We start from the raw sequence: 21,219 nt of genomic DNA, 5'->3' as shown, positions 1-21,219 counted from the left end.
TTTTTTTACATAGTTTATAGTCCCTTAAATTCAACCGTAGATAGACGATCGCACTGGTAATATCAAACAAGGTGGAATTCTTTAAGAGCCGGTAAGAAGTTTTTATTTTCGTGACTGGAACGACTGAGTTTAATAAGTGCAAATCTTTGTTCGGGCGGAAGATTAGCCCATTGCTCTGGGCTAATTGAGATATCAAATTCTTGTGCTTTATTCCGGACACTTTCAGGGACGGTTGTTACATCCAGCCAAGGTGGATTTTCCTCAATTGGTAGATCGGTAGCTGACTCCCCCGTATGCTGTTGAACCAGTTTTTGCAAAAATTCCCGGTATTGCTGAATAGTTTCTTCTGTATTGCAGGGTCGCTCTAAAAGTCCTAGACGTTCTTGGTGAGTGAATTGATTCCACTGATGTAGTTTCAGCTTAATACCACAAGTATCCAACTTCAGGCGAACCTGCATGGGGATGCAGCGCAAAGATTCTACAAAATCAGCTTCAAATTCAAAGAACTGAGTCATAGACAGTAAAAGTTTCACCAGCAATCTTTGTGAAATCTTAGCATTTCGCTCGCTCTTTGTACCAGAAGCGAAATGCACCCTGTTGTGAAAGCTAAGAACACCCTGTTTTTAAAGAACTGGCACCCTGTCTTTACTAACTTAAGTATGCAAAAGGAATTAAAGATTTTTCTCATTCAAGAGTAACATTTCTTACCTATATCTTTAGATATAGATGGAGGAGGCAAAGTTTCTTGAAGAATTGTATCCATTACTCCCATCCTCAAGATTTCCTCATTTTCTTTCACTAGCTTTGTAAGGCAGAAGCGCTCAGCCCTTGCGCTGAGTCAATTGGGCTGAGCTATGCCGGGATAAATCAAAAAGATTACCGGAGATGAGCACTTCAAAGTGCCGAACGCAAATGATTTCAATTCATCTCTATTCACAATCCGGTGACTTATGACTCAACTAAATCGGAAAACCGACCCAGATAAAAATCAGCTCATCAAATGCCCAACGGGAATCCAAGGACTTGACGAAATTTACTTGGGACAAGGAATTGTGGTGACAGGTGCAGCACGGGTTATTGAAGAAGCCAAAGAAAAAGCCGCTCGTTTGATTCGCCAACAGGAGTTTGACAAGAAGCGACGGGATTTGGCACGAAGAAAAGCGATCGCACAATCGCAGATTGCTGCTTTACAGGCTCAACTTGAGGCTGAGGAGGAAGAACTAGCACTGATGAATCAGCAAGAGGAGTTGCAGCAGAGTATGTTAGTCCAAGATAGAACCGCAATAGCACAACTGCGTAAAGCCGATTCCAATAGCTTGCCCCAAGCTCATCAAGAAAAACATTAAAGGATGACAGTATGGAACTTCAAGAGAATAACCAGCAGTCTGAATCAGAAATTTGGTTATTGCGGTTGTATGTAGCTGGACAAAGCCCAAAATCTATAACAGCGTTTGCCAACCTAAAAAAAATCTGTGAGGAATATCTGAAAGATCAATATCAGATTGAAATCGTTGACCTTTTAGAAAACCCCCAACTTGCTTCTCAAGACCAAATAGTAGCTCTTCCGACTTTGGTAAGGAAACTACCTCCACCCATCAAGAAAATTATTGGAGATTTATCAAATAAAGAAAAAATCTTGGTAGGTCTTAACATTCAAAAACTCCAACTATCAAATTAAAATAAAGTGAATGAGGAAAAATCAATGAGAAATGAACCTACTAATGATTCTACCCAAGCCTTTGAGCAAGCCATTACCGAACTCGATAATAGATACTACTACCTGCGTTTGTATATAGCTGGAACAACCGTGTACTCTATCCAAGCCCTGGAAAATATCAAGAGAATTTGTGAAGAGCATCTACAAGGGCGATACCAACTAGAAGTCATTGATATTTACCAACAACCAGGTGCAAGCAAGCAAGAGCATATTGTTGCTGTACCTACCCTAATCAAAAAACTTCCCCCTCCTCTACAGAAAATCATTGGCGATATGTCCAAGACAGAAAAAGTGCTCGTGGGTTTGGACATTGTGCCTAAAACAACTCAAAAATAACGGTTGGTAATTATGGCTCATCAAGAAAAATCAAGGGAAGAACTTGAACGGGAAGTTCTTGAACTCCGCGAGCGCCTTGAGGTAGCTGAAGAAACTTTGCGGGCTATAACACAAGGTGAAGTGGATGCTTTGGTTGTATTTGGAGCGCAAGGTGAGCAGATTTTTACTTTACAGAGTGCTGATTATCCCTATCGACGATTCGTTGAAGATATGCAAGAAGGGGCAGCTACCATTAATTCCGACGGAATAATTTTATATTGCAATAATCGTTTAGCATCTTGGCTGAAACATTCGTTAGAAAAAATCATCGGTTCCGAACTCAAACAATACGTGATACATCGAGATTGGTCGAAGTTTCAAACCTTATTTCAGCAAGCTCAAAAAGCTCAAACCGGAGTCGGTAAAGGAGAATTATCCCTCATTGCTACTGATGGAACGGAGATTCCCGTTCAGGTTTCTATCAATAGCTTAACGATGTCTGATGTAAAAATCAGTGGTTTAATCGTAACTGATTTAAGCGAACCAAAACAGAACGAAAGAATCATTGCTACACAGACAGCCCAACTCATTCAGACAAATACCCAACTGCAACAGGAACTGCAAGAGCGCCAAAAAGTTGAAGAAGCACTTCAAGCAAGCCAATCTCTTTTCAATGCTATTATTGAAGGAACAACTGACCTAATTGCAGCGCTGGATATGGACTTCAAGTTTATCGCCTTAAACAGCAGTTGCAAAGCAGAGTTTCTGAGGATTTTTGGTCGAGAAATTGACATCGGGACGAGTTTGATTGAGGCAGTTGCCCACTTACCAGAAGAACAGGCTAAGCTTGTTCAAATTTGGAGTCGTGCGCTTGCTGGGGAACAGTTTACGATTATTGAAGAATTTGGGGACAGGGCATACGAACGGAATTACTATGAAATTACCTATAGCAATATTAAGGATAAAAACGGTCAGCAAATTGGTGCATCGCTGATTGCTAAGAATGTCAGCAATCGCTTAGAGATAGAGCAAGCCCTGCGAGATTCTGAAGAGCGCTTGCAGTTGGTACTCGAAGGCTCTGGAGATGGTTTTTGGGATTGGAATATTGCCACCGAAGAGGTGTATTACAGTCCCCGCTACGTAGAGATGCTGGGTTATGAAATAGATGAGTTCCCACAAAACGTGGATAGCTGGAAACAATTGATTCATCCAGACGACCAATCTAGGGTGATGGGCATATTGGAGGCTCATTTCCAAGATAGTTCATGTCCCTACTCCTTTGACTATCGACTGCTTACCAAATCAAGAGAATGGAAATGGATTGCAGACTATGGCAAGATAGTGGTTCGCGATGAGAATGGCAAACCCTTACGGATGACAGGTACTCACAAAGATATTAGCGATCGCAAACTTGCCCAGCAGCAATTGGAACTCCAGGCTGTGATTACAAGGAATATGCCGGGAGGAATTTGCTTAATTAGAGTCACCGATTGGGTGATTGTTTATGCCAATCCCAAGTTTGAAAAAATCTTTGGCTATGACGCAGGGGAGTTAAACGGCAAACCCGTGTCTGTAGTGAACTACGAAGATGACCAAGTGAGTGCGTTAGAAACTACAAAACAAATCATTCACAAAATAGAAACCTATGGTGAAGCCACCTATGAAGTACGTAACGTTAAAAAAGATGGCACTCAGTTCTGGTGTCGAGCAACGTGTTCAATATTTGACCATCCTGAGTATGGAACAGTTTATGTAGCAGTTCAACACGATATTACGGAACAAAAGCAAGCCGAAGAGCTAATTAAAAACTCTCTCAAAGAAAAAGAGGTATTACTCAAAGAAATTCACCATCGCGTCAAAAACAATTTGCAGATTATTACTAGCCTTTTACAGATGCAGTCAAGGCGAACTCAAGAACCACAGGCGTTAGAAGTTTTGCGAGATAGTAAGAATCGGATTGCCTCTATTGCACTGGTTCACGAAAAGCTTTACCGTTCCGAAGACTTAGCTAACATTGATTTTGGTCAGTACATTCCCGGTTTAATAAGACATCTCTTTGATACCTATAAGGTAAGTCCAAATACCATCACCCTCAATACTAATGTGGAAGCTATTCTTCTAGCCATTGATACAGCAATTCCCTGTGGCTTGATTGTCAATGAATTGGTGTCTAATTCCTTTAAGTATGCTTTTCCCGCCAATCGCCAAGGAGAAATTTACGTTGAATTTCTGGCAAACAGCGATAATACCTTGACGTTAATTGTTCGAGATAACGGCATCGGAATACCCGAAGAGTTTGACATCAAAAACACTCCTTCATTAGGACTTACTCTCGTTTATGGATTGGTAGAACAGCTAGAAGGAATAATTGAACTCGAACGCAATCAAGGCACTCAATTTAAAATTACTTTTCCTGGAGGCAAGCTGTGATTGTTCCCAATGAAAACTCTACTCCAATTAATTGTTCTAAAAAGGTAAAAATCCTGGTTGTAGAAGATGAGAGAATCATCGCCTTCAACACAAGAGAAACTTTAGAGTCTATGGGATATGTTGTTCTGGCGATCGCAGCTTCTGGAGAGCAAGCGGTTGAAAAAGCCATACAGCTGCGTCCAGATTTAGTGCTCATGGATATCCGACTCAAAGGCAACATGGACGGTATCCAAGCCGCTGAGCAAATTTGGAACACTCTTTCTATTCCTGTCATTTACGTAACCGGGCATTCTGATAAAAGTACACTGGAACGAGCCAAGATTACCGCTCCCTTTGGCTACATCCTCAAACCCGTCAAAGAGGAGGAATTGTATATAGCGATTGAAACGACGTTGCAGCGGTACGAACGAGAACAGTTGCTCAGTGCCATCTTAAAAGGGATGGGGGATGGAGTGATTTTAGTCAATCCCCAAAATCGCGTCCAATTTCTCAATCCAGTTGCTGAATCGCTAACAGGTTGGCGGCAGGAGGAAGCCAGAGATCGGCAGTTGAGGGAGGTTTTTAACATTGTCGATGAACAAACTCAGCAACCTATAGATAACCCTGTATTAACTGTACTCCAACAAGATAATACCATCTATCTACAAGACCGCGTGCTGTTAATTTCCAAGCATGGCACGCGTATTCCCATTGGAGACAGTGCAGCTCCCATTAAAGATAACAAAGGCGTGATGACAGGGGCTGTTTTAGTTTTCCGAGACATCACTCAACGCCGATTGATGGAGGAACGAAATCTGGCAATGGAGCGGACACGCTACTTAGAACTGCAAATGGCAGAACTCCAACGACTGAATCAGCTTAAAGATGATTTTTTGAACACAATCTCCCATGAATTGCGATCGCCCCTGTGGAATATCAAAATGGCAGTTCGACTGCTGGAAACTGTCCTCGCCCAACACAGTATCCTAGCTTCCCTAACAAGCTCAAACTCGCAGTCGGTCAATCACTACCTGAAGATTTTAGAAGACCAATGCAACCGGGAACTGATACTGATAAACGATCTGCTTGATATGCGAGCGCTTAATGCGAATGCCTACCCCCTGGAATTAACTACAATTCAGCTACAAAACTCCATTTCCCAAATCGTAGAGAGTTTTGAAGCCCGTATCCTAACTCAGCAGCAGAACTTGCAAGTCAGCTTTCCTCCAGAACTGCCACCTTTGGTCTCGGATTTGTCCAGCCTAACCCGCATCTTGTCGGAAGTGCTAAATAATGCTTGTAAATACACCCCTGCAGGGGGAGAAATTGTAGTTACTGTTCGGGTGATATCGGGGGACACGGAAAACAACGAAGACAACGCAGCACAATCCCTCTCCCACTCCCCTCGCGGTGGTGTCCAGATTGACGTCAGCAATTCTGGAGTTGAAATTCCCACTGAAGAACTCTCCCGAATTTTTGACCCGTTCTATCGCATTCCTAACAATAACCCGTGGAAACATGATGGCACTGGGTTGGGATTGGCACTGGTTAAAAAGTTAGTAAATCGGCTGCAAGGAAACATCGATGTGATGAGTAATCCAGACGGGACAACCTTTAAGATTTTTATACCGAATTTGGCTTAAACGGCTAGAAGCCCCACATGTAATTGTTTATCTGAACACGATATTACATCTTTGTTCTCCAATTCAATGTCTCAAATATCTTGTCACACTGCTCTTTATCCAATCTTCGTTTAATTTCCGGAGTGGCGAGACCGAGGCTATGCCCCTGAATGTATTCAACCCCCAATTCAACTACCAATTCTCGCAATGAAAATTTACTATACTCATCAAATCCTTCAAGGATTGTAAAACAGTTGATCTCGTACTTTAAATCAACAAGATATTCTATGATGCTTTTTCCTAATTTTCTATCAAAATGAAGAATTTCTCTGTCAACTTTCACATATGTAGGATCGACCTCTTCTAATCTAGAAATAGTAGCGTTGCCAACTCCAAAGTCATCAACAGCAAATTTTACATCGTAATTCTTTTTATACTTTCTGGCTATAGTTTTAAAACTTTCCAAGCCTTTACCTTCATCATCAACTATTGATGGAAGAAGAGTTTTTTCAGAAATTTCAAGCATCAGCTTCTTTCCCGAAATTAGCCTTTGCTCTGTTATCAGTGTTTTCAATAATTTTTCATACGCAGTGCGAAGAATACTTGAAGGATAAACATTAATCGATAACATTTTCTTCTCATCGTATCTCTCCGCTTTTGCCTTTTCAGTCGCTTGCTTATAAGTTTTCAGTGCAGTTTCTAAAATATAAAGATCTAGTTCTGTTTGGAAACGGACTCCCCACATTTCTGCTATTTCAAACAACAAAGACGGAGCACGACCAGTTTCTGGATCGCGTGCTAATGCCTCCCAACCAGCGATCGTTATATTTTCTTCATGCTTATCGAAAAATATGATTGGCTCAAAAAAAACTTGGATTTTCATTAAAGAATTACGAAAACCTTGGAATCTCTCTTCATAGGTTTTATCGCTTACATAATGGTATTGATTTTTTATAGAATCATACATTCTGTATTTAATATCCTCTCTACTTCTAAATGAAGCAAAGCCATTTTTCGAGTCGTACAAGTTTCCAAAAATAATACTAATAATATCTTCTAAGGAATCTAATCGACTGGAGCAATTGAAAATGACAATTACAGAATTTAAGCCTTTGTTAGGAATAGTTACTAGATAAGCTTCTTCAGTAGAAAATAAATCTTTTTCTATATGAATCCTGTGAGGTCTATCCGATTTCAGAACCTTCAAGTATCTCTCCCTTAGAAGAGAATTTAAGCTATCTGAGCTAACTCTATCTGATAAATCTGTAGATTTACTTTCACAGAAAATACTGTCTTCAGCATATTTGTAAATATAAACTAGCTGAGCATTAAATAAATTTCTTATTGCATTGGCTATTGAAGATTCTATAGGTAATGTAAAATCTATTTTTTCGATAAAATCTCCTATAAAGCGGTCATATCTCTCTAAAATACTAGGTAACGCGTAGAAAGAAATACCTGCTTCTTCAGAAGTTGTTGGAGCGCTTAATACAGGCATGCTTTCTTTTTCATTATTAAATGCCAAATGCTCGTTATGTTTACTCTTTAAAAAAGGCTCCAAATTTTCTGGAGAACCAACAAGTTGCATGGCAACACACCCAAGCCTATACGCAACTTCATATGTCTCTCCTGAACCAAGGGCATCATAAAAACTTACAGCAAACTCAATTGCATCTCTATCTTTAATTTCTTGTTCCATGCCAATAACGTGGTTGATATATTGGCTGATTGCATCGACCTGGAATCTTGAGTAACAAGCATTCAGGAGCACGCATTCTACCTGATTGGTAAAAGACTTAAAGAGATTGGCAAGACCCTCGATATTGACTAATTGTGTATTGCCTTGATTGTCTTCTAAAGCGATTCCTTCCTCTGCATTGCCATGACCGCAAAAATGGACAATATTAGGTTTTAATTCTGTCATAGCTCTGACTAGATCTCTCGGGCGTACTGCCCATCTTGTCTGCAGAACAAACTGACTTCGGTTTTCTGCTCTCTTCAAAGCTTCCTCGATCTCGCGCACTTCCTCAGCTAAGCGCAGCTGTGTGGTGTTTTTAGGGTTTGCAGCTAAGATTAAAATCGTTTTCTTCAACTTCTTGTTCCATTGCGTATAAGAGTTAGTCCACTGAGAGTTTTCTTTAATTAAAATTAAAAAACTCTCAGTAACTTACTGTGTGTAAATTACACGGAGAAAAACCAAGTCGTATAAAATTTTGCTTTGGCATAGCACCCTTTGACGATCGCACTTAGTCAAAGGGTACCTATTTTTGGAGCATTATAGTAAGTTCCAGATGCAATTGTAAAGTCAATCACCTACCAAGGTAAGTAAATTAAGTCACACAATTTTACCCAGGTTACCTTAATTTTCCCCCTATTTATTGATAATAGCAACTTTTAGCTAACCCGAAATGTACCAACAACCTGCTGTAACTCCTCTGCAATCTGTAAAGTTTTTACTAAAGAACCGGAAACTTGGTGTGAGGAATCACTGGTATGTTGTGAAGAAGCAGCAATATTTTTCATTAATTGAGTCACTGCTTGCGATGTTTCCACCTGAGAAGCTGTCGCTTGAGAAGGTTACCGTAAGTCACACCAATTTTTTGCCGCAATTGGTTGAGGAAAATTACCGTACAACCTGATTTACCGATATTACCAGTAATTTTACGTAAGGCTTGGCTCATCAATCTTGCTTGAAGACCGACATGAGCATCCCCCATCTCACCCTCAATTTCAGCGCGGGGAACCAGTGCTGCTACCGAGTCAATGACGACAATATCAACTGCTGCGGAACGAACAAGTTGATCGACGATTTCTAAAGCTGCTTCTCCAGTATCTGGCTGGGAAACCAACAAATTTTCAATATCAACACCCAATACTCCAGCGTAGGTTGGGTCAAGAGCATGTTCGGCATCAACATAGGCAGCAATACCGCCGTTCTTTTGCACTTCAGCAACTGCGTGTAGTGCTAAGGTCGTTTTACCGGAACTTTCAGGACCGTAAATCTCAATGACCCGTCCCTTGGGGATACCGCCACCTAGTGCCAAATCCAGGGTAAGTGCCCCACTAGAAATAGTCTCTACCCGCATCCGGGTAGCATCGCCCAAGCGCATGATAGTTCCTTTGCCAAAGGTACGCTCAATCTGATTGAGTACCATGTTGAGCGCTTTTTGCTTGCCAGCAGTATCAGTAGTGTTAACAGCCATTCGGAGCCTCTATATTATGGATCTAGGGAATGTGGGTTTGAGAGTTTAAGTAGAACAAATATACTACTAATTTAAGCACAAAATTCCAGCGCTAAACTTCTATATAAAGAAGCGTGACAAGATCCTAGCGCAACAGCTGCCTTGTTTGTGTCAGTACAAACAACTATGTATGGAATTTTGTAACATCAACGAAAAGCCTCTAACGCACTACCTCTACCTCAAAATTTACCAGGCATATATCTTTAATGATATGACTTTTAACCTTCCTGACTCTCTCATTCCCGAAACAGCCCTGACAGTCGCAGGATTAACAGATTACATTCGCTTTCTCTTAGAGCAAGATGAAGAATTGCGACAAGTTTGGGTTACTGGTGAGGTTTCTAGTGCCAGCAGGCATCGTAGTGGGTTATTTTTTACGCTACAAGACCCAGACGTTATGGCAGCTATTCGGTGTGTAACGTGGAATAGCCAATTGGCAAAATTAGCACAAATCCCTGCTCCTGGAGAGCTGCTTATTGTTTTGGGCAGTTTGAAGGTTTACCGAGAACGCGGAGAGTACCAATTAACAGTCTGGCAAGCTTTCCCTGCTGGTGTTGGCTTGCAAGCATTACGTTACCAACAACTCAGACAACGCTTGCAGGCAGAAGGGTTATTTGACCCCCAAAGAAAGCGCTTGCTCCCCATCCATCCCAAAACTATTGCTGTTGTTACGTCTCCTACTGCTGCGGCTTGGGGCGACATTCAAAAAACTCTAAAACAAAGGTATCCTGGATTACAGGTGCTCTTTTCCCCAGCAACAGTACAGGGTGACCAAGCACCGCAATCTATTGTCAACGCCATTCAGAGGGTTGAAAGAGACCAACGTGCAGAAGTGCTGATTTTGTCACGGGGTGGAGGTGCGGTTGAGGAATTAGCGTGTTTTAATGACGAACGGGTGGTGCGAGTAGTGGCAAATTGTTCGATACCAGTTATTACGGGTATCGGTCATCAAAGAGATGAGTCTTTAGTGGATTTAGTTGCAGACGCCGCCGTGCATACTCCCACTGCTGCTGCTGAACGGGTTGTTCCATCTCTGTCGGAATTGTACTTTCAACATCAGCAACGAGCGATCGCTTTACAAAATAGCGTGCGTTATTCTCTAGAAATAGCAGAAGACAAATTGCGACACTTACAAAATCGATTGCGACGCTTGCGGTTGGATCGCCAAGTGCAACAGGAAATTCAAGGGCTCAGTTGGAAGCGCCAGCATTTGGTGAGAATGACAATGACCCAGTTGCAACAATCAATGCAACATGTGGAGATGTTACGACAAAAGTTAGCTACTCTCGACCCCAAAGCAGTGTTACAGCGCGGTTATGCTGTGGTAAGACTGGAAGATGGTGCGATCGCTCGTTCTGCTGCTGAGTTAACTGTGGGTCAGGAGTTATCGGTTCAGTTGGGTCAGGGGGAGGTTAAAGTAAAAGTTGTGGATGTAGGTAAACCGCGAAGACGCAAAGGGCGTGAAGGTATCAATGAGTAAGAGTGAGAATCAGGAAGGGTGGAATTACGAGGCGAAGGTTGCTGAGGTAGAAAGAGTTATTGCTCGCATTGAATCGGGCAGTTTGGAATTGCAAGAGGTGTTTGAGCAGTTTTCATTTGCTGTTGAGTCTTTGCGTCAGTGTGAGAGTTTTTTGCAAGAGCGACAGCAACAGGTTGATTTATTAATTGAGACCTTGAAAGATGATTAAAAGAAAGGCTTTCCGGCTATTTATAAAGTGGGTTGGGTTGAAGAAGGAAATCTGACAATTCGATTAAATTTTGGTTTTCGTTCCTTAACACAACCTAGTCTATAAAAAATTAACAAAACTTAGGTAAAGAAGTGTAAAGAAAACCCATAACCAAAATCGGCAGATTGCAGGGCTGATAAGTCACTCACTGCGGTACTCTAGATAAAGTGAATTTATCGCCTGGCTTGACATACTTCTTTATGACATCTGTTATTTCCAGTTCCATACGAACAATTCGCATTGGTTCGCGTAAAAGCCAATTAGCTCTCGTCCAAACCCACTGGGTACAAGAACAACTCCAGAAACGTTTTCCTGATATTTCTTTTGAAGTTCACACCATGTCTACTCAAGGTGACAAGATTCTGGATGTTGCCCTAGCCAAAATTGGCGATAAGGGATTATTTACTAAAGAACTTGAACTGGGAATGGTTAATCAAGAGATTGATTTTGCCGTTCACTCTCTCAAGGATTTGCCAACACGTTTACCTGAGGGATTGGTGCTAGCTGCTATTACGGAACGGGAAAATCCGGCAGATGCACTGGTTGTCCATTCCAAGCATAAGGATAAGCAAATTGATACTCTTCCAGAGGGTGCAACGATTGGAACTTCTTCCCTCAGACGATTGGCCCAGTTGCGGCACCATTTTCCTCACTTAAATTTTAAAGATGTACGGGGAAATCTCAATACCCGTATGTCCAAGCTGGACGCAGGTGAATATGATGCCCTCATTCTTGCAGTGGCAGGATTAGAACGTTTGGGAATGGGCGATCGCATCCATCAAATTCTACCAAAAGAAATTTCTCTCCATGCTGTAGGACAAGGCGCTTTGGGAATTGAGTGTCGTGGGGATGATGCAGAATTGTTATCAATCCTCAAAGCTATTGAACATCCAGAAACACGCGATCGCTGCCTTGCCGAACGAGCTTTCTTGCGCGATCTAGAGGGTGGTTGTCAAGTACCTATTGGTGTAAATACGGAAATTAATGGTGATAATTTAACACTAACAGGTATAGTTGCCAGTGTGGATGGAACAAAGGTAGTCAAAGACACAGTGAATGGGAAAGCTAAAGATGCTGAAGCGTTAGGAACGGAGCTTGCAAAGTGCTTGCGAGAACAAGGAGCCCAAGAAATTTTAGATGCAATCTTTGCTCAAATCCAAAGAAATTCTTAACTGATACTGCAAGCAATATGATTAGATGAAGACAGGTTATCGTTGTACGGAAGTAGGGTGGTATTGCCCACCAGCAATGTCACGGTTAGGAACTTCCAGTTAATTGCAAACCTGCCGAATTAATTCAAAGGCTTGTAGTTAGCTTTCCCTGACCCGCCTAAGTCCGCTTGCGGACTACGTTCAAGGGAAGAGTTTAAGTCCCACCTTGGAATGCTCGCCAGTTCCCATCGCTATAAATCTAACGATTAAAAGGATGTACGGAGGTTCAGCCATTGCCGTTGGGACAGTTACCGCTCTTGAACTTTGGCTAGGCTCACTTTACATAGAAATGGGAATGACGGAAAAACGCCAATAAAGAGGAACTTAAGGGAGTGACAACTTCCTGTTTGTTCCTCCTCACCCATAAAATTTGGGGGCTTCCAGGACGAAAATTTTGGTGAGCAGTACCCACCCTACGGTAAAGTTCTAATCTAGGCAGAGCCGGGGAAATACAGATTACCATGCGGATTTTATTTGTTGCGGCAGAGGCAGCTCCCGTTGCCAAAGTCGGAGGAATGGGTGATGTTGTTGGAGCACTACCCAAAATCTTAAAAAGAATGGGGTATGATGTACGGATATTCATACCCTACTATGGTTATATCTCAGACAAACTGGACGTTCCCAAAGACCCGATTTGGTGGGGATATGCCATGTTCCAAGACTTTGCAGTCTATGAAACCGTCCTGCCTGGGACTGATATTCCTTTATACTTATTTGGGCATCCTGCATTTTGGCCTCGGAAAATCTATGGTGGTGACGATGAATTTTGGCGGTTTACACTATTTGCTAATGGTGCTGCGGAATTCTGCTGGAACTACTGGAAGCCAAATATCGTCCACTGTCACGACTGGCACACGGGAATGATACCCGTATGGATGCATCAGTCTCCTGATATCAGCACTGTTTTTACGATACATAACTTGGCATATCAGGGACCGTGGCGCTGGTACTTAGAGCAAGTAACCTGGTGTCCTTGGTATATGCAAGGGCACAACACTATGGCTGCGGCTGTACAGTATGCTGACAGGGTAACAACAGTTTCCCCAACTTATGCTGACCAAATCAAAACACCCACTTATGGCGAACAACTAGAAGGTTTGCTGTCTTTTATCAGCAGCAAATTATCTGGAATTGTAAACGGTATAGATACTGAAGTTTACGACCCAGCTAATGATAAATATATTGCTCAAACCTTCACTGTAAATACCTTAGAAAAACGCAGAGCTAACAAAGTTGCTTTGCAAGAAGAAATGGGTTTAGAAGTCAACAGCAATGCCTTCTTAATTGGAATAGTGACACGCCTAGTAGAACAAAAAGGCATTGATTTGATATTGCAAATCCTCGATCGCTTTCTGGCTTACACGGATGCACAATTTGTACTGTTAGGAACGGGTGATAGATACTACGAAACCCAAATGTGGCAGATGGCATCTCGCTATTCCGGAAGAATGGCAACCTACCTACTCTATAACGACGCTTTAGCTCGCCGCATTTACGCCGGTAGTGATGCTTTTTTGATGCCAAGTCGCTTTGAACCCTGTGGTATCAGCCAAATGATGGCTCTCCGTTACGGAAGCGTGCCAATTGTACGCCGCACTGGGGGGTTAGTGGACACAGTGTTCCATCACGATCCTGTGGCACAAACAGGTACTGGTTATTGCTTTGACCGCTATGAACCCTTGGATTTATTTACGTGTCTAATACGAGCTTGGGAGGGTTACCGCTACAAACCCCAATGGCTTGCACTTCAACAACGCGGGATGGGTCAGGACTTTAGCTGGTATCGTTCTGCCAAAGAGTACGTGAAGTTATACAGGTCTATGTTTGGTTTACCAGAGGAAGAAGAGCCACCAACCGTAGAACCACAATCAGAAATTCAAATAAGCGAGCAAATCGCTGCTGGAAGTTCATTACCAGAATGAAGAACCATTTTTAGGTGTAGCTAAAAAGTTCTAAGTTAACTAAGATAAAAATGATACTAAGAGGAGGGGTCGCTTAAAGAACTAAGAGTAATTTTTTACATTTATTGACGTAGGGACACAACCGTTTTGTGACCCTACTGAAGTTGATAAAAAATTTGAGATGACAGGCTTTTCTGGCTTTTAAAGTCAGACTGTATAAATAAAAGTTTTAGATCTGACATCTTGCACCTTCTTTGTGGCAAGGCTGGTGGGCTTTAGCCCTACCTACGAAACAATCAGCTTTTTGGGCTTTGATTTTTGCAATAAGACGATGGTACAAGATATGAGAGATAAAACAAATTTTGTGTAAACTTGATGCTTCCACTTGGGAACAATATCAAGTGTAGAGTGTTACCTTAGAGCGAGCAAGCGAGACTCAGTTTATCCACTTGGTATTTTGGCAAGCAATCCCTTTTCAGTAAATCTATAGTGGTAGCCAATCGTGAGATAACAACACAGTTACAAATTTATTCAGATGACTTATCCAACGTTGTTGTCGTAACACTGTAACAACCATTTTCTCAAAACACTCTGAACCATTTTTATGGGTGGAAGCCAATGAAAAAAGTAACTGTTTCTCGTATATGTAGTTGTGGCTTGACTGGATTACTATCCTTTTTTGCTCTGATAGGCACAAATGACCGCGTTCTAACACAGGAAACCCAGGATTTTGAGATTGCCCCAAGTCCCTTATCTTCCGCCCCAAGTGCCCTCTCTTCTCGTATGATTTGGCCTGCTCAAGGGATCATTTCTCAAGGTTTTCGCAAATACCAACACGAAGGAATTGACATTGCAGGACCCACTGGAACTCCTATTTTTGCTGCGGCTAGCGGTGTCGTGCTAGAAGCAGGTTGGGAGAATACAGGGCTTGGTAATGCAGTTACCATTCAACATTCCGATCGTCGCGTCACAGTTTACGGTCACAATCAACACGTGTTAGTGAGAAAAGGACAAACAGTCGCTCAAGGGCAGCTCATCGCCAAAATGGGATCTACAGGTAATAGCACCGGACCTCACTTGCATTTTGAAATTTATCCTAATCCTAATAGTCGTCACGCAACTAACCCCTTGCGCTTTTTACCAGCTTTGGTTGCGGGGAATATACCACCACATCGAATAGTGACATCAACTTACGCCAATAGAAGACCGGATAATTTTGGCAAAAGAAGACCGGATAATTTTGCTTATTCAATGGTGTTACCCTCAGAAGCACAACAGGTTTCTCCTTCAGAATCAATGCTCTTACAGGATGAATCAGCTGGAAACATTGATATTACCTGCAGTGGTGAAACAGTGATGGAAGGAGAGAATATCGCCTTTCTTGTAAAAGTTTGCTATGAAGATGGTCAATTATTTTATATAGGGCAATTAAAGCAAGATCCAACTAGCCCCATTAAGATACCAGCACAGAGTGTTGGTAAAAATACATATCAAGCTGACAATGGTAGTTTTTCTTATGTGGTTAACCCTCGCGGAGTAAAAATTTTACGGGATGGCAGTCTTATTCGTTTAGACAGTTTTGACAGGTCAAAAGTTTCCGGTAGTTAAAATCAATCAAAAGGGGGAAGAAAAACCTGTACACACAACTCTTTCCGGAAACCCTCACTCCTTTCCTAGCTAAGCAACACCCATCCGAGAGCATATTGCATTAGTTATTACATTATCCAATGCCCTATGCTCTCTCACATTTGTGACAAATATTTATCTTTTTTTAAAATTTCTCAGTAAAAAATCGTACCCTTGGTCATATACTAATTCTTGAGTATGATTAAAAATACTCGAATTAACACGGAAACAGGCAAGGCAAATCTCTACATCTACAATACTTTTAAAAAAGGAGATTTTTGTGGAATATCTTGCTTATTCTCTTCTTGATAGTGCTTATGCAGAGGCAACTGAAGACGCTGAATACGATCTTCCTGAGTTTCAAGTCCAATTTAGTTGGAACAAACAATTCAAATCTACTTGGTTAACTCTTGCTAGCCTCGGTACTATTGGTACGTTATTTGCAATCTTAGGTCAAGTTCAACCAGCTTCAGCTGCCTACTATGGTCGTGGTTACCAATACTATGTAAATACCAATGGTGGTAACCTAAATGTTCGCTCGGGCCCCGGCTACGGCTATCCTGTTGTTGGTAAAGTCAGAAATGGTGCAGCCCTTGCCTCTGCTGTAAGATCCAGAAATGGATTTGTTCAGTTAAGTACTGGTAATTGGGTTGCCTCTAACTGGATCGCCACAACACCCGGAACTGTTTATCGTTCTGGTAATGGTGTTGGTGGTAGATACTGCTACTGTAATTCCAGAGGTGGAAGATATCACGCAAATAGCTACTACTCTAATCGCGGTGGCAGGAATTATCAACGTGTAGTTTACCGTAACGTATACGTTTACAGACCTGTCCGCTCCGCTTATCAAGGTCGTCCTGTGTACGATCGCTATGGGAACGTCATAGGCACTAGCAGAGGTGGTCGCTACTACAACAACAGGTACAACAGATACAACAGCTACAACAACGGCTATTAAATATCCATGCCATTCTTACAATCTGGGGTAAAGAAGTAGCTAGAAGAATACAAGTTAGCTGTAGAGTCAAGAGAACATAACTCTTGACTTGCTTAGCCTTTATCAGGCTAATCTTTTCGTGCCTCAGATATTGTTTTAAATTGAAGCTGTGGAAAACCCTGTCTTAGATGAATGGCAAAAAGGCAGGGTATTTTTGTATCACTGCTTCTTACTGAGTTGTAAACCATTATCGATTAATACAATCAAAAATCCTGATATTCTTTTGTGACACTGTAACAGCAATTATCTACGGATAACTTAAGCCGTTTTTGTTACGGAGAGGAAACTTATGCATAAAGTAACAGTTTTTCAACTATATAGTTCTAGTTTGATTGCATTTATATCTTCTACCACTTTGTTCAGTACAAGTCATTACCTTCTAGCACAGACCGCAACACCTTCCACAACAATTCCCAGAACAGCTTACACGATCGACTTTGTGTCACCATACTTTAAAACTCAACAAGCTTTACCGACTCAAAAAAAACCTGCCACTGTTAGAACTTCAAAAGCTAGTAGCCGATGCAGTGATGCTACCCTGATTGAAGGTGAAACATCAAACTTTCTTGTTAAAGTTTGCAAGGAAAACGGACGACTTTTATATATAGGAAAATCTAAGAAAGAGCCCAATAAGCCTGTAAGACTGCCTGCCAAAATTGTTGGTAAAGCAAAATATCGAGCCAACAACGGAAGCTACTCCTACATCATTAATGTAGATGGGGTAGAAGTTTGGCAAAATGGTCGTAAGATTCGTTCCGAACGCTTCCGATTTTCTAAGGTATTTCAGCACTAGCAATAGACTTACAAAAGCAAAGAGCGTGATGCCAGAATCCCCCGGATTTAACCGTGGGGAGTGTCAAAAATCTTATTATTTTTTCTATTCAGCCTTAAGTAAAAAGACTCTATGATATGTGTAGTATAAAATACACTTAAATAAAACCTAGAGAAAAGTTAAGTAAAACCTTGCGATCGTTAGATTCTCAGTAAAAAGGAGGTCATAGTGGAATATCTTGCTTATTCTCTTATGGACAGTGCTTATGCAGATACAACTGTAGAAGAGGGCTTTAATCTCCCTGAGTTTCAATTTACTTTAAATTGGAAAAAACCTTTTAAATCTGCTTGGCTCACCTATGCTAGCATTGGTAGCTTGTTTGCGATTCTAGCCCAAACTCAAGTAGCTTCAGCTGCTTACTCTGGCCCCGGTACATACTATGTACGGACAAATGGCAGTTGTCTCAATCTCCGCACGGGTCCAGCTACCTATTGCCCAAGAGTTGCTTGCTACCGCAATGGATCGCGACTTCCACGGGTTAGAGGATATAGAAATGGGTTTGCTCGGTTGTCCAACGGCTACTATGCTTCTGCAACATGGATTGGTCGCAGACCAGGTAGTGGGTATACTCCCGGTCTTGGTGTTGGTAATCGAATCTCAAGACCTCGATATAGAGTTCTAAGTTTAGGATCTCAAGGTTCAGATGTTGCAAGAGTTCAACAAATTTTGGGAATATCACCTAGTGGATACTATGGTACCGCAACTCAAAGAGCAGTCCGCAACTTCCAGCAAAGCAACGGTATCTATCCTGCGGATGGGCGCGTAGGGCAGGAAACCAGAAGAGTATTGAATTTGTATGCAACCACAGGTTATCCTTCTGGAAACTACGATTATGATTTTAATTACAGTGACAGCAACCGCGATCGCTATGGCAGCGATTATGCTTATAACGACTACAGTGACAGCAACCGCGATCGCGATGACAGCGATTATGCTTATAACGACTACAGTAACAGCAACCGCGATCGCGATGACAGCGATTACAACTACCGCGACTATAACACTAGTGGTCGAGAGGTGCTCTCAAGAGGCGATCGGGGTAATACTGTGAGACAAGTCCAGATAGCTCTGGGTATCAGACCTACAGGAAACTACAATCTTGCAACAGAAAGAGCAGTCAGAAACTTTCAAGCTAGATATAACTTACCTGTGACTGGAGTTGTTGACTCAGAAACCCGATTGCTTTTGGGGGTTATGTAAATATTTTTTAGTGGTTGGTAGTTGGTAGTTGGTAATTAGTAACCACCAACCACTAACCACTAACCTTAAATATTTTCAGAATGACTTATAGGAACTTGAATGATAAATTCAGTTCCTTGACCCAATTCACTCTGACAGTAAAGCTTACCTCCATGTTTTTCAACAATCTGGTAACTAATTGATAGACCTAAACCCGTACCAACTCCAATTGGTTTAGTTGTAAAAAATGGGTCAAAGAGTCGTTGTTGAACTTCTGGCGTCATTCCCGATCCATTATCAGCAATGCGAATAACAATATGTTTATTTTCTAAAATTTCTGTACGTATACGAATTTGGGGATTTGGAACATGAGATTCGTTGGGCAAAGAACTCTTGCTGCAAACGGAAGTACTTAATGCAAGTTGTGAATTTTGTCTTGTAAAATTGCTCTTACTCCATTGCTCTTCCAGTGCATCAATGGCATTAGCTAGCAAATTCATAAATACCTGGTTAAGCTGTCCGGCATGACAAGAAATTAACGGTAGGTATCCATATTCTTTAATAACTGCAATTTCAGGACGATCTGTTTGAGATTTAAGTCGATGTTGCAGAATCATCAGAGTGCTGTCAATACCCTCATGAAGATTTACTGCTTTCATCTGAGCTTCATCATGGCGAGAGAAATGTCGCAACGAGCGGACAATATCGCGAATGCGATCGGCTCCCAATTTCATAGAAGATAGCATTTTTGGCAAGTCTATAATCAAAAAATCTAAGTCAATGGCGTCAATTTCCTCAAGAATTTCTAAAGTAGGCTGGGGATATGTTTGTTGGTAGAGTTTGAGTAAGCCTAGCAGGTCTTCTATGTAACCATTGGCATGAGCTAAGTTACCAAAAATAAAGTTGACTGGATTGTTAATCTCATGAGCGACTCCAGCAACAAGCTGTCCCAAACTGTACATTTTTTCATTTTGTACGAGTTGAATTTGGGTTCTCTTAAGTTCCTCTAAAGTTCTTTCGATCTGCTGTGCTTGTTTTTGCGCCTTTATAGCAGCTTGGCAAGTTTGAGTATAAAGTTCAGCTTGGTTAATAGCAATAGCTAACTGACTAATAGCTGCTTGCAACAAATCTACTTCATTATCAGTCCAAGGACGAGGGTAACTACAGTGGCTGCAGTTAATAACACCAATCTCACCAGAGCGGGTTTGAATTGGTAGTATTACTACTGATTGGCTTCCTAAAGACTGCATGAACCGCTGAAAAGTTGGCTCGGTAAAAGTTGCAATATTATCTATACGCAGAATTTCTTGTTGTAAAAGCTGTTGAGTGATTGGACCTACGACATTTGCAAGATAACAACCCAATACACTGGGTAACTCTGGATTCTTTGCTTCCTTAATTGCTTCCCATGTTGGTGGATTTGCATCTGGTTTGTACCAACAGAAGGTACAGCGATCGATTCCCAACAACTGCTGAATTTCTTGGATGGCTGTTTCTATAACTGTATCTAAGTCAAGAGAGTTACGAATTTGATTGGAAAGTCTGTTAAGCAGTTGTTCTCGTTTTGCAAGTTCTCTAAACCGTTCTTCCGATCTGCTTAAAGCATCTTCAGCTTTTTTTCGTTGTGATATGTTTTGAAGAGTAGTGGCTACAGCTGTTGGTAGCCGCCCCAATGCTTCCTGAATATACTTGCGTTCGGTAATGATTTCAGAGGAAAAAATAGTACCGCTAATTTCACCATTAAGATCGTACCAAGGACAGCTTTCCCATTTTACAAACTTGATGGAGCCATCTTCCCAGATAAAAATGTCAGTTGAGGAGGTTCCAGCACAACCAGCCAAACATTGTTGGTGAACTGTTTTCCATTTTTCCGGGGTTTTGGGAAACACCTCGTAATGATCGCGACCAATGTAGCTTTCCTGCTGGTAACCATAATCTGTTAACCACCTGCGGGTAGCTCCTACATAACACATCTGACGGTCAAACATGGCGACCGCAGTGGGTGCGTATTCCAAAAACAATTGGAATTCAGGACTGTTGTGCAAGTACATAAATTGGCTTAAGGGTGCTTGAGATGCTGGCAAAATCTGAAATCATTGTGAATAATCATGTTATTTGTAATTTAACTACTGCTTAGTTGCTTTAGCTTCCGAATTTTCTCCTAATTTTAGTACTAATTATTAATAAAATTTTTAATTGCTACCGTTTCTGAAAAATTGAGACTAAGAGTTTTTAAATTGCTCACAATCGATATTTTCCTCTTACTTTGCCAGTCAAAAACATTTTTGAAAAATGTCACAACACCTTACAAGTAAAACTACTTAGACGCTTTTATATATAAAATCAAACCTCAGCCTTCTTTATAACCAAAAATTGTCATTCAAGGCTCTTTGTTAATTATTAAATTACCTAAGTAAGGCGATTAGAGAAAAACCCAGCTT

Annotated in this window: 17 protein-coding genes and 1 pseudogene; 13 read left to right on the top strand and 5 right to left on the bottom strand. The window is 41.4% G+C overall.

Annotated features, from left to right (window positions below):
• Positions 1 to 62 precede the first annotated feature (62 nt).
• Complete coding sequence (locus ACYRY3_RS41265; RefSeq protein ID WP_460207633.1) at positions 63 to 515, bottom strand: nitrate reductase associated protein; 453 nt, start codon at positions 513 to 515, stop codon at positions 63 to 65.
• A 435-nt stretch (positions 516 to 950) separates the two neighbouring features.
• Here ACYRY3_RS41265 and ACYRY3_RS41260 point away from each other — a divergent pair, with 435 nt between their 5' ends.
• Genes ACYRY3_RS41260 through ACYRY3_RS41240 form a run of 5 tightly spaced genes read left to right on the top strand, consistent with a single transcriptional unit; the run spans position 951 to position 6,084 of the window.
• Positions 951 to 1,346, top strand: coding sequence for a hypothetical protein (locus tag ACYRY3_RS41260; protein ID WP_460207632.1), 396 nt, complete (start codon positions 951 to 953; stop codon positions 1,344 to 1,346).
• A gap of 11 nt (positions 1,347 to 1,357) precedes the next feature.
• Positions 1,358 to 1,678, top strand: coding sequence for a circadian clock KaiB family protein (locus ACYRY3_RS41255; RefSeq protein WP_460207631.1), 321 nt, complete (start codon positions 1,358 to 1,360; stop codon positions 1,676 to 1,678).
• Positions 1,679 to 1,702: 24 nt separating this feature from the next.
• Entirely contained in the window at positions 1,703 to 2,053 is a 351-nt protein-coding gene (locus ACYRY3_RS41250) for a circadian clock KaiB family protein (RefSeq protein ID WP_460207630.1), read from the top strand.
• A 12-nt stretch (positions 2,054 to 2,065) separates the two neighbouring features.
• On the top strand, positions 2,066 to 4,462 hold the full coding sequence (locus ACYRY3_RS41245) for a PAS domain-containing sensor histidine kinase (RefSeq protein WP_460207629.1): 2,397 nt from the start codon (positions 2,066 to 2,068) through the stop codon (positions 4,460 to 4,462).
• The gene (locus tag ACYRY3_RS41240; RefSeq protein ID WP_460207628.1) at positions 4,459 to 6,084 is read left to right on the top strand and encodes a hybrid sensor histidine kinase/response regulator; all 1,626 of its coding nucleotides are present in this window, start codon (positions 4,459 to 4,461) and stop codon (positions 6,082 to 6,084) included. Before ACYRY3_RS41245 ends, ACYRY3_RS41240 begins: the two co-directional genes overlap by 4 nt.
• A 43-nt stretch (positions 6,085 to 6,127) precedes the next feature.
• Here the strand turns inward: ACYRY3_RS41240 and ACYRY3_RS41235 are convergent, their stop codons facing one another.
• From ACYRY3_RS41235 to recA, 3 genes and pseudogenes are all read right to left on the bottom strand, one after another.
• Entirely contained in the window at positions 6,128 to 8,155 is a 2,028-nt protein-coding gene (locus tag ACYRY3_RS41235) for an EAL domain-containing protein (RefSeq protein WP_460207627.1), read from the bottom strand.
• Between the two features lie 302 nt (positions 8,156 to 8,457).
• Positions 8,458 to 8,598, bottom strand: a complete 141-nt coding sequence (locus ACYRY3_RS41230; protein WP_460207626.1) for a hypothetical protein — start codon at positions 8,596 to 8,598, stop codon at positions 8,458 to 8,460.
• Positions 8,599 to 8,639: 41 nt separating this feature from the next.
• Positions 8,640 to 9,266, bottom strand: a pseudogene (recA, locus tag ACYRY3_RS41225) (recombinase RecA); the annotation flags it as partial.
• A gap of 250 nt (positions 9,267 to 9,516) precedes the next feature.
• Here recA and xseA point away from each other — a divergent pair.
• The 8 genes from xseA (at position 9,517) to ACYRY3_RS41185 (ending at position 18,799) form a co-directional block, all read left to right on the top strand.
• Positions 9,517 to 10,785: an exodeoxyribonuclease VII large subunit gene (gene xseA / locus ACYRY3_RS41220; RefSeq protein WP_460207807.1), complete on the top strand. Its 1,269-nt coding sequence runs from the start codon at positions 9,517 to 9,519 to the stop codon at positions 10,783 to 10,785.
• A complete protein-coding gene (gene xseB / locus ACYRY3_RS41215; RefSeq protein WP_460207625.1) occupies positions 10,778 to 10,993 on the top strand; it encodes an exodeoxyribonuclease VII small subunit in 216 nt (71 codons plus the stop codon). Before xseA ends, xseB begins: the two co-directional genes overlap by 8 nt.
• Positions 10,994 to 11,232: 239 nt before the next feature.
• A complete protein-coding gene (hemC, locus tag ACYRY3_RS41210) occupies positions 11,233 to 12,204 on the top strand; it encodes a hydroxymethylbilane synthase (protein WP_460207624.1) in 972 nt (323 codons plus the stop codon).
• Between the two features lie 500 nt (positions 12,205 to 12,704).
• Positions 12,705 to 14,165, top strand: a complete 1,461-nt coding sequence (gene glgA / locus ACYRY3_RS41205) for a glycogen synthase GlgA (protein ID WP_460207623.1) — start codon at positions 12,705 to 12,707, stop codon at positions 14,163 to 14,165.
• A 597-nt stretch (positions 14,166 to 14,762) separates the two neighbouring features.
• Entirely contained in the window at positions 14,763 to 15,752 is a 990-nt protein-coding gene (locus ACYRY3_RS41200) for a M23 family metallopeptidase (protein WP_460207622.1), read from the top strand.
• Positions 15,753 to 16,050: 298 nt separating this feature from the next.
• Positions 16,051 to 16,728, top strand: coding sequence for an SH3 domain-containing protein (locus tag ACYRY3_RS41195; RefSeq protein WP_460207621.1), 678 nt, complete (start codon positions 16,051 to 16,053; stop codon positions 16,726 to 16,728).
• Between the two features lie 328 nt (positions 16,729 to 17,056).
• A complete protein-coding gene (locus ACYRY3_RS41190) occupies positions 17,057 to 17,560 on the top strand; it encodes a hypothetical protein (RefSeq protein ID WP_460207620.1) in 504 nt (167 codons plus the stop codon).
• Positions 17,561 to 17,767: 207 nt separating this feature from the next.
• On the top strand, positions 17,768 to 18,799 hold the full coding sequence (locus tag ACYRY3_RS41185) for a peptidoglycan-binding domain-containing protein (protein ID WP_460207619.1): 1,032 nt from the start codon (positions 17,768 to 17,770) through the stop codon (positions 18,797 to 18,799).
• A 65-nt stretch (positions 18,800 to 18,864) separates the two neighbouring features.
• Here ACYRY3_RS41185 and ACYRY3_RS41180 read toward each other — a convergent pair whose 3' ends face one another.
• Positions 18,865 to 20,862 (bottom strand): ATP-binding protein, encoded by a 1,998-nt coding sequence (locus ACYRY3_RS41180; RefSeq protein ID WP_460207618.1) that lies wholly within the window; start codon positions 20,860 to 20,862, stop codon positions 18,865 to 18,867.
• Positions 20,863 to 21,219: the final 357 nt, after the last annotated feature.

The organism is Scytonema sp. NUACC21 (assembly GCF_054684315.1).
This window is presented reverse-complemented; position numbering and strand designations above follow the sequence as displayed.

Coding starts and splice junctions, on each gene's coding strand:
- ACYRY3_RS41265 (WP_460207633.1), bottom strand. CDS start 515: ATGACTCAGTTCTTTGAATTTGAAGCTGATTTTGTAGAATCTTTGCGC.
- ACYRY3_RS41260 (WP_460207632.1), top strand. CDS start 951: ATGACTCAACTAAATCGGAAAACCGACCCAGATAAAAATCAGCTCATC.
- ACYRY3_RS41255 (WP_460207631.1), top strand. CDS start 1,358: ATGGAACTTCAAGAGAATAACCAGCAGTCTGAATCAGAAATTTGGTTA.
- ACYRY3_RS41250 (WP_460207630.1), top strand. CDS start 1,703: ATGAGAAATGAACCTACTAATGATTCTACCCAAGCCTTTGAGCAAGCC.
- ACYRY3_RS41245 (WP_460207629.1), top strand. CDS start 2,066: ATGGCTCATCAAGAAAAATCAAGGGAAGAACTTGAACGGGAAGTTCTT.
- xseA (WP_460207807.1), top strand. CDS start 9,517: ATGACTTTTAACCTTCCTGACTCTCTCATTCCCGAAACAGCCCTGACA.
- xseB (WP_460207625.1), top strand. CDS start 10,778: ATGAGTAAGAGTGAGAATCAGGAAGGGTGGAATTACGAGGCGAAGGTT.
- hemC (WP_460207624.1), top strand. CDS start 11,233: ATGACATCTGTTATTTCCAGTTCCATACGAACAATTCGCATTGGTTCG.
- glgA (WP_460207623.1), top strand. CDS start 12,705: ATGCGGATTTTATTTGTTGCGGCAGAGGCAGCTCCCGTTGCCAAAGTC.
- ACYRY3_RS41200 (WP_460207622.1), top strand. CDS start 14,763: ATGAAAAAAGTAACTGTTTCTCGTATATGTAGTTGTGGCTTGACTGGA.
- ACYRY3_RS41190 (WP_460207620.1), top strand. CDS start 17,057: ATGCATAAAGTAACAGTTTTTCAACTATATAGTTCTAGTTTGATTGCA.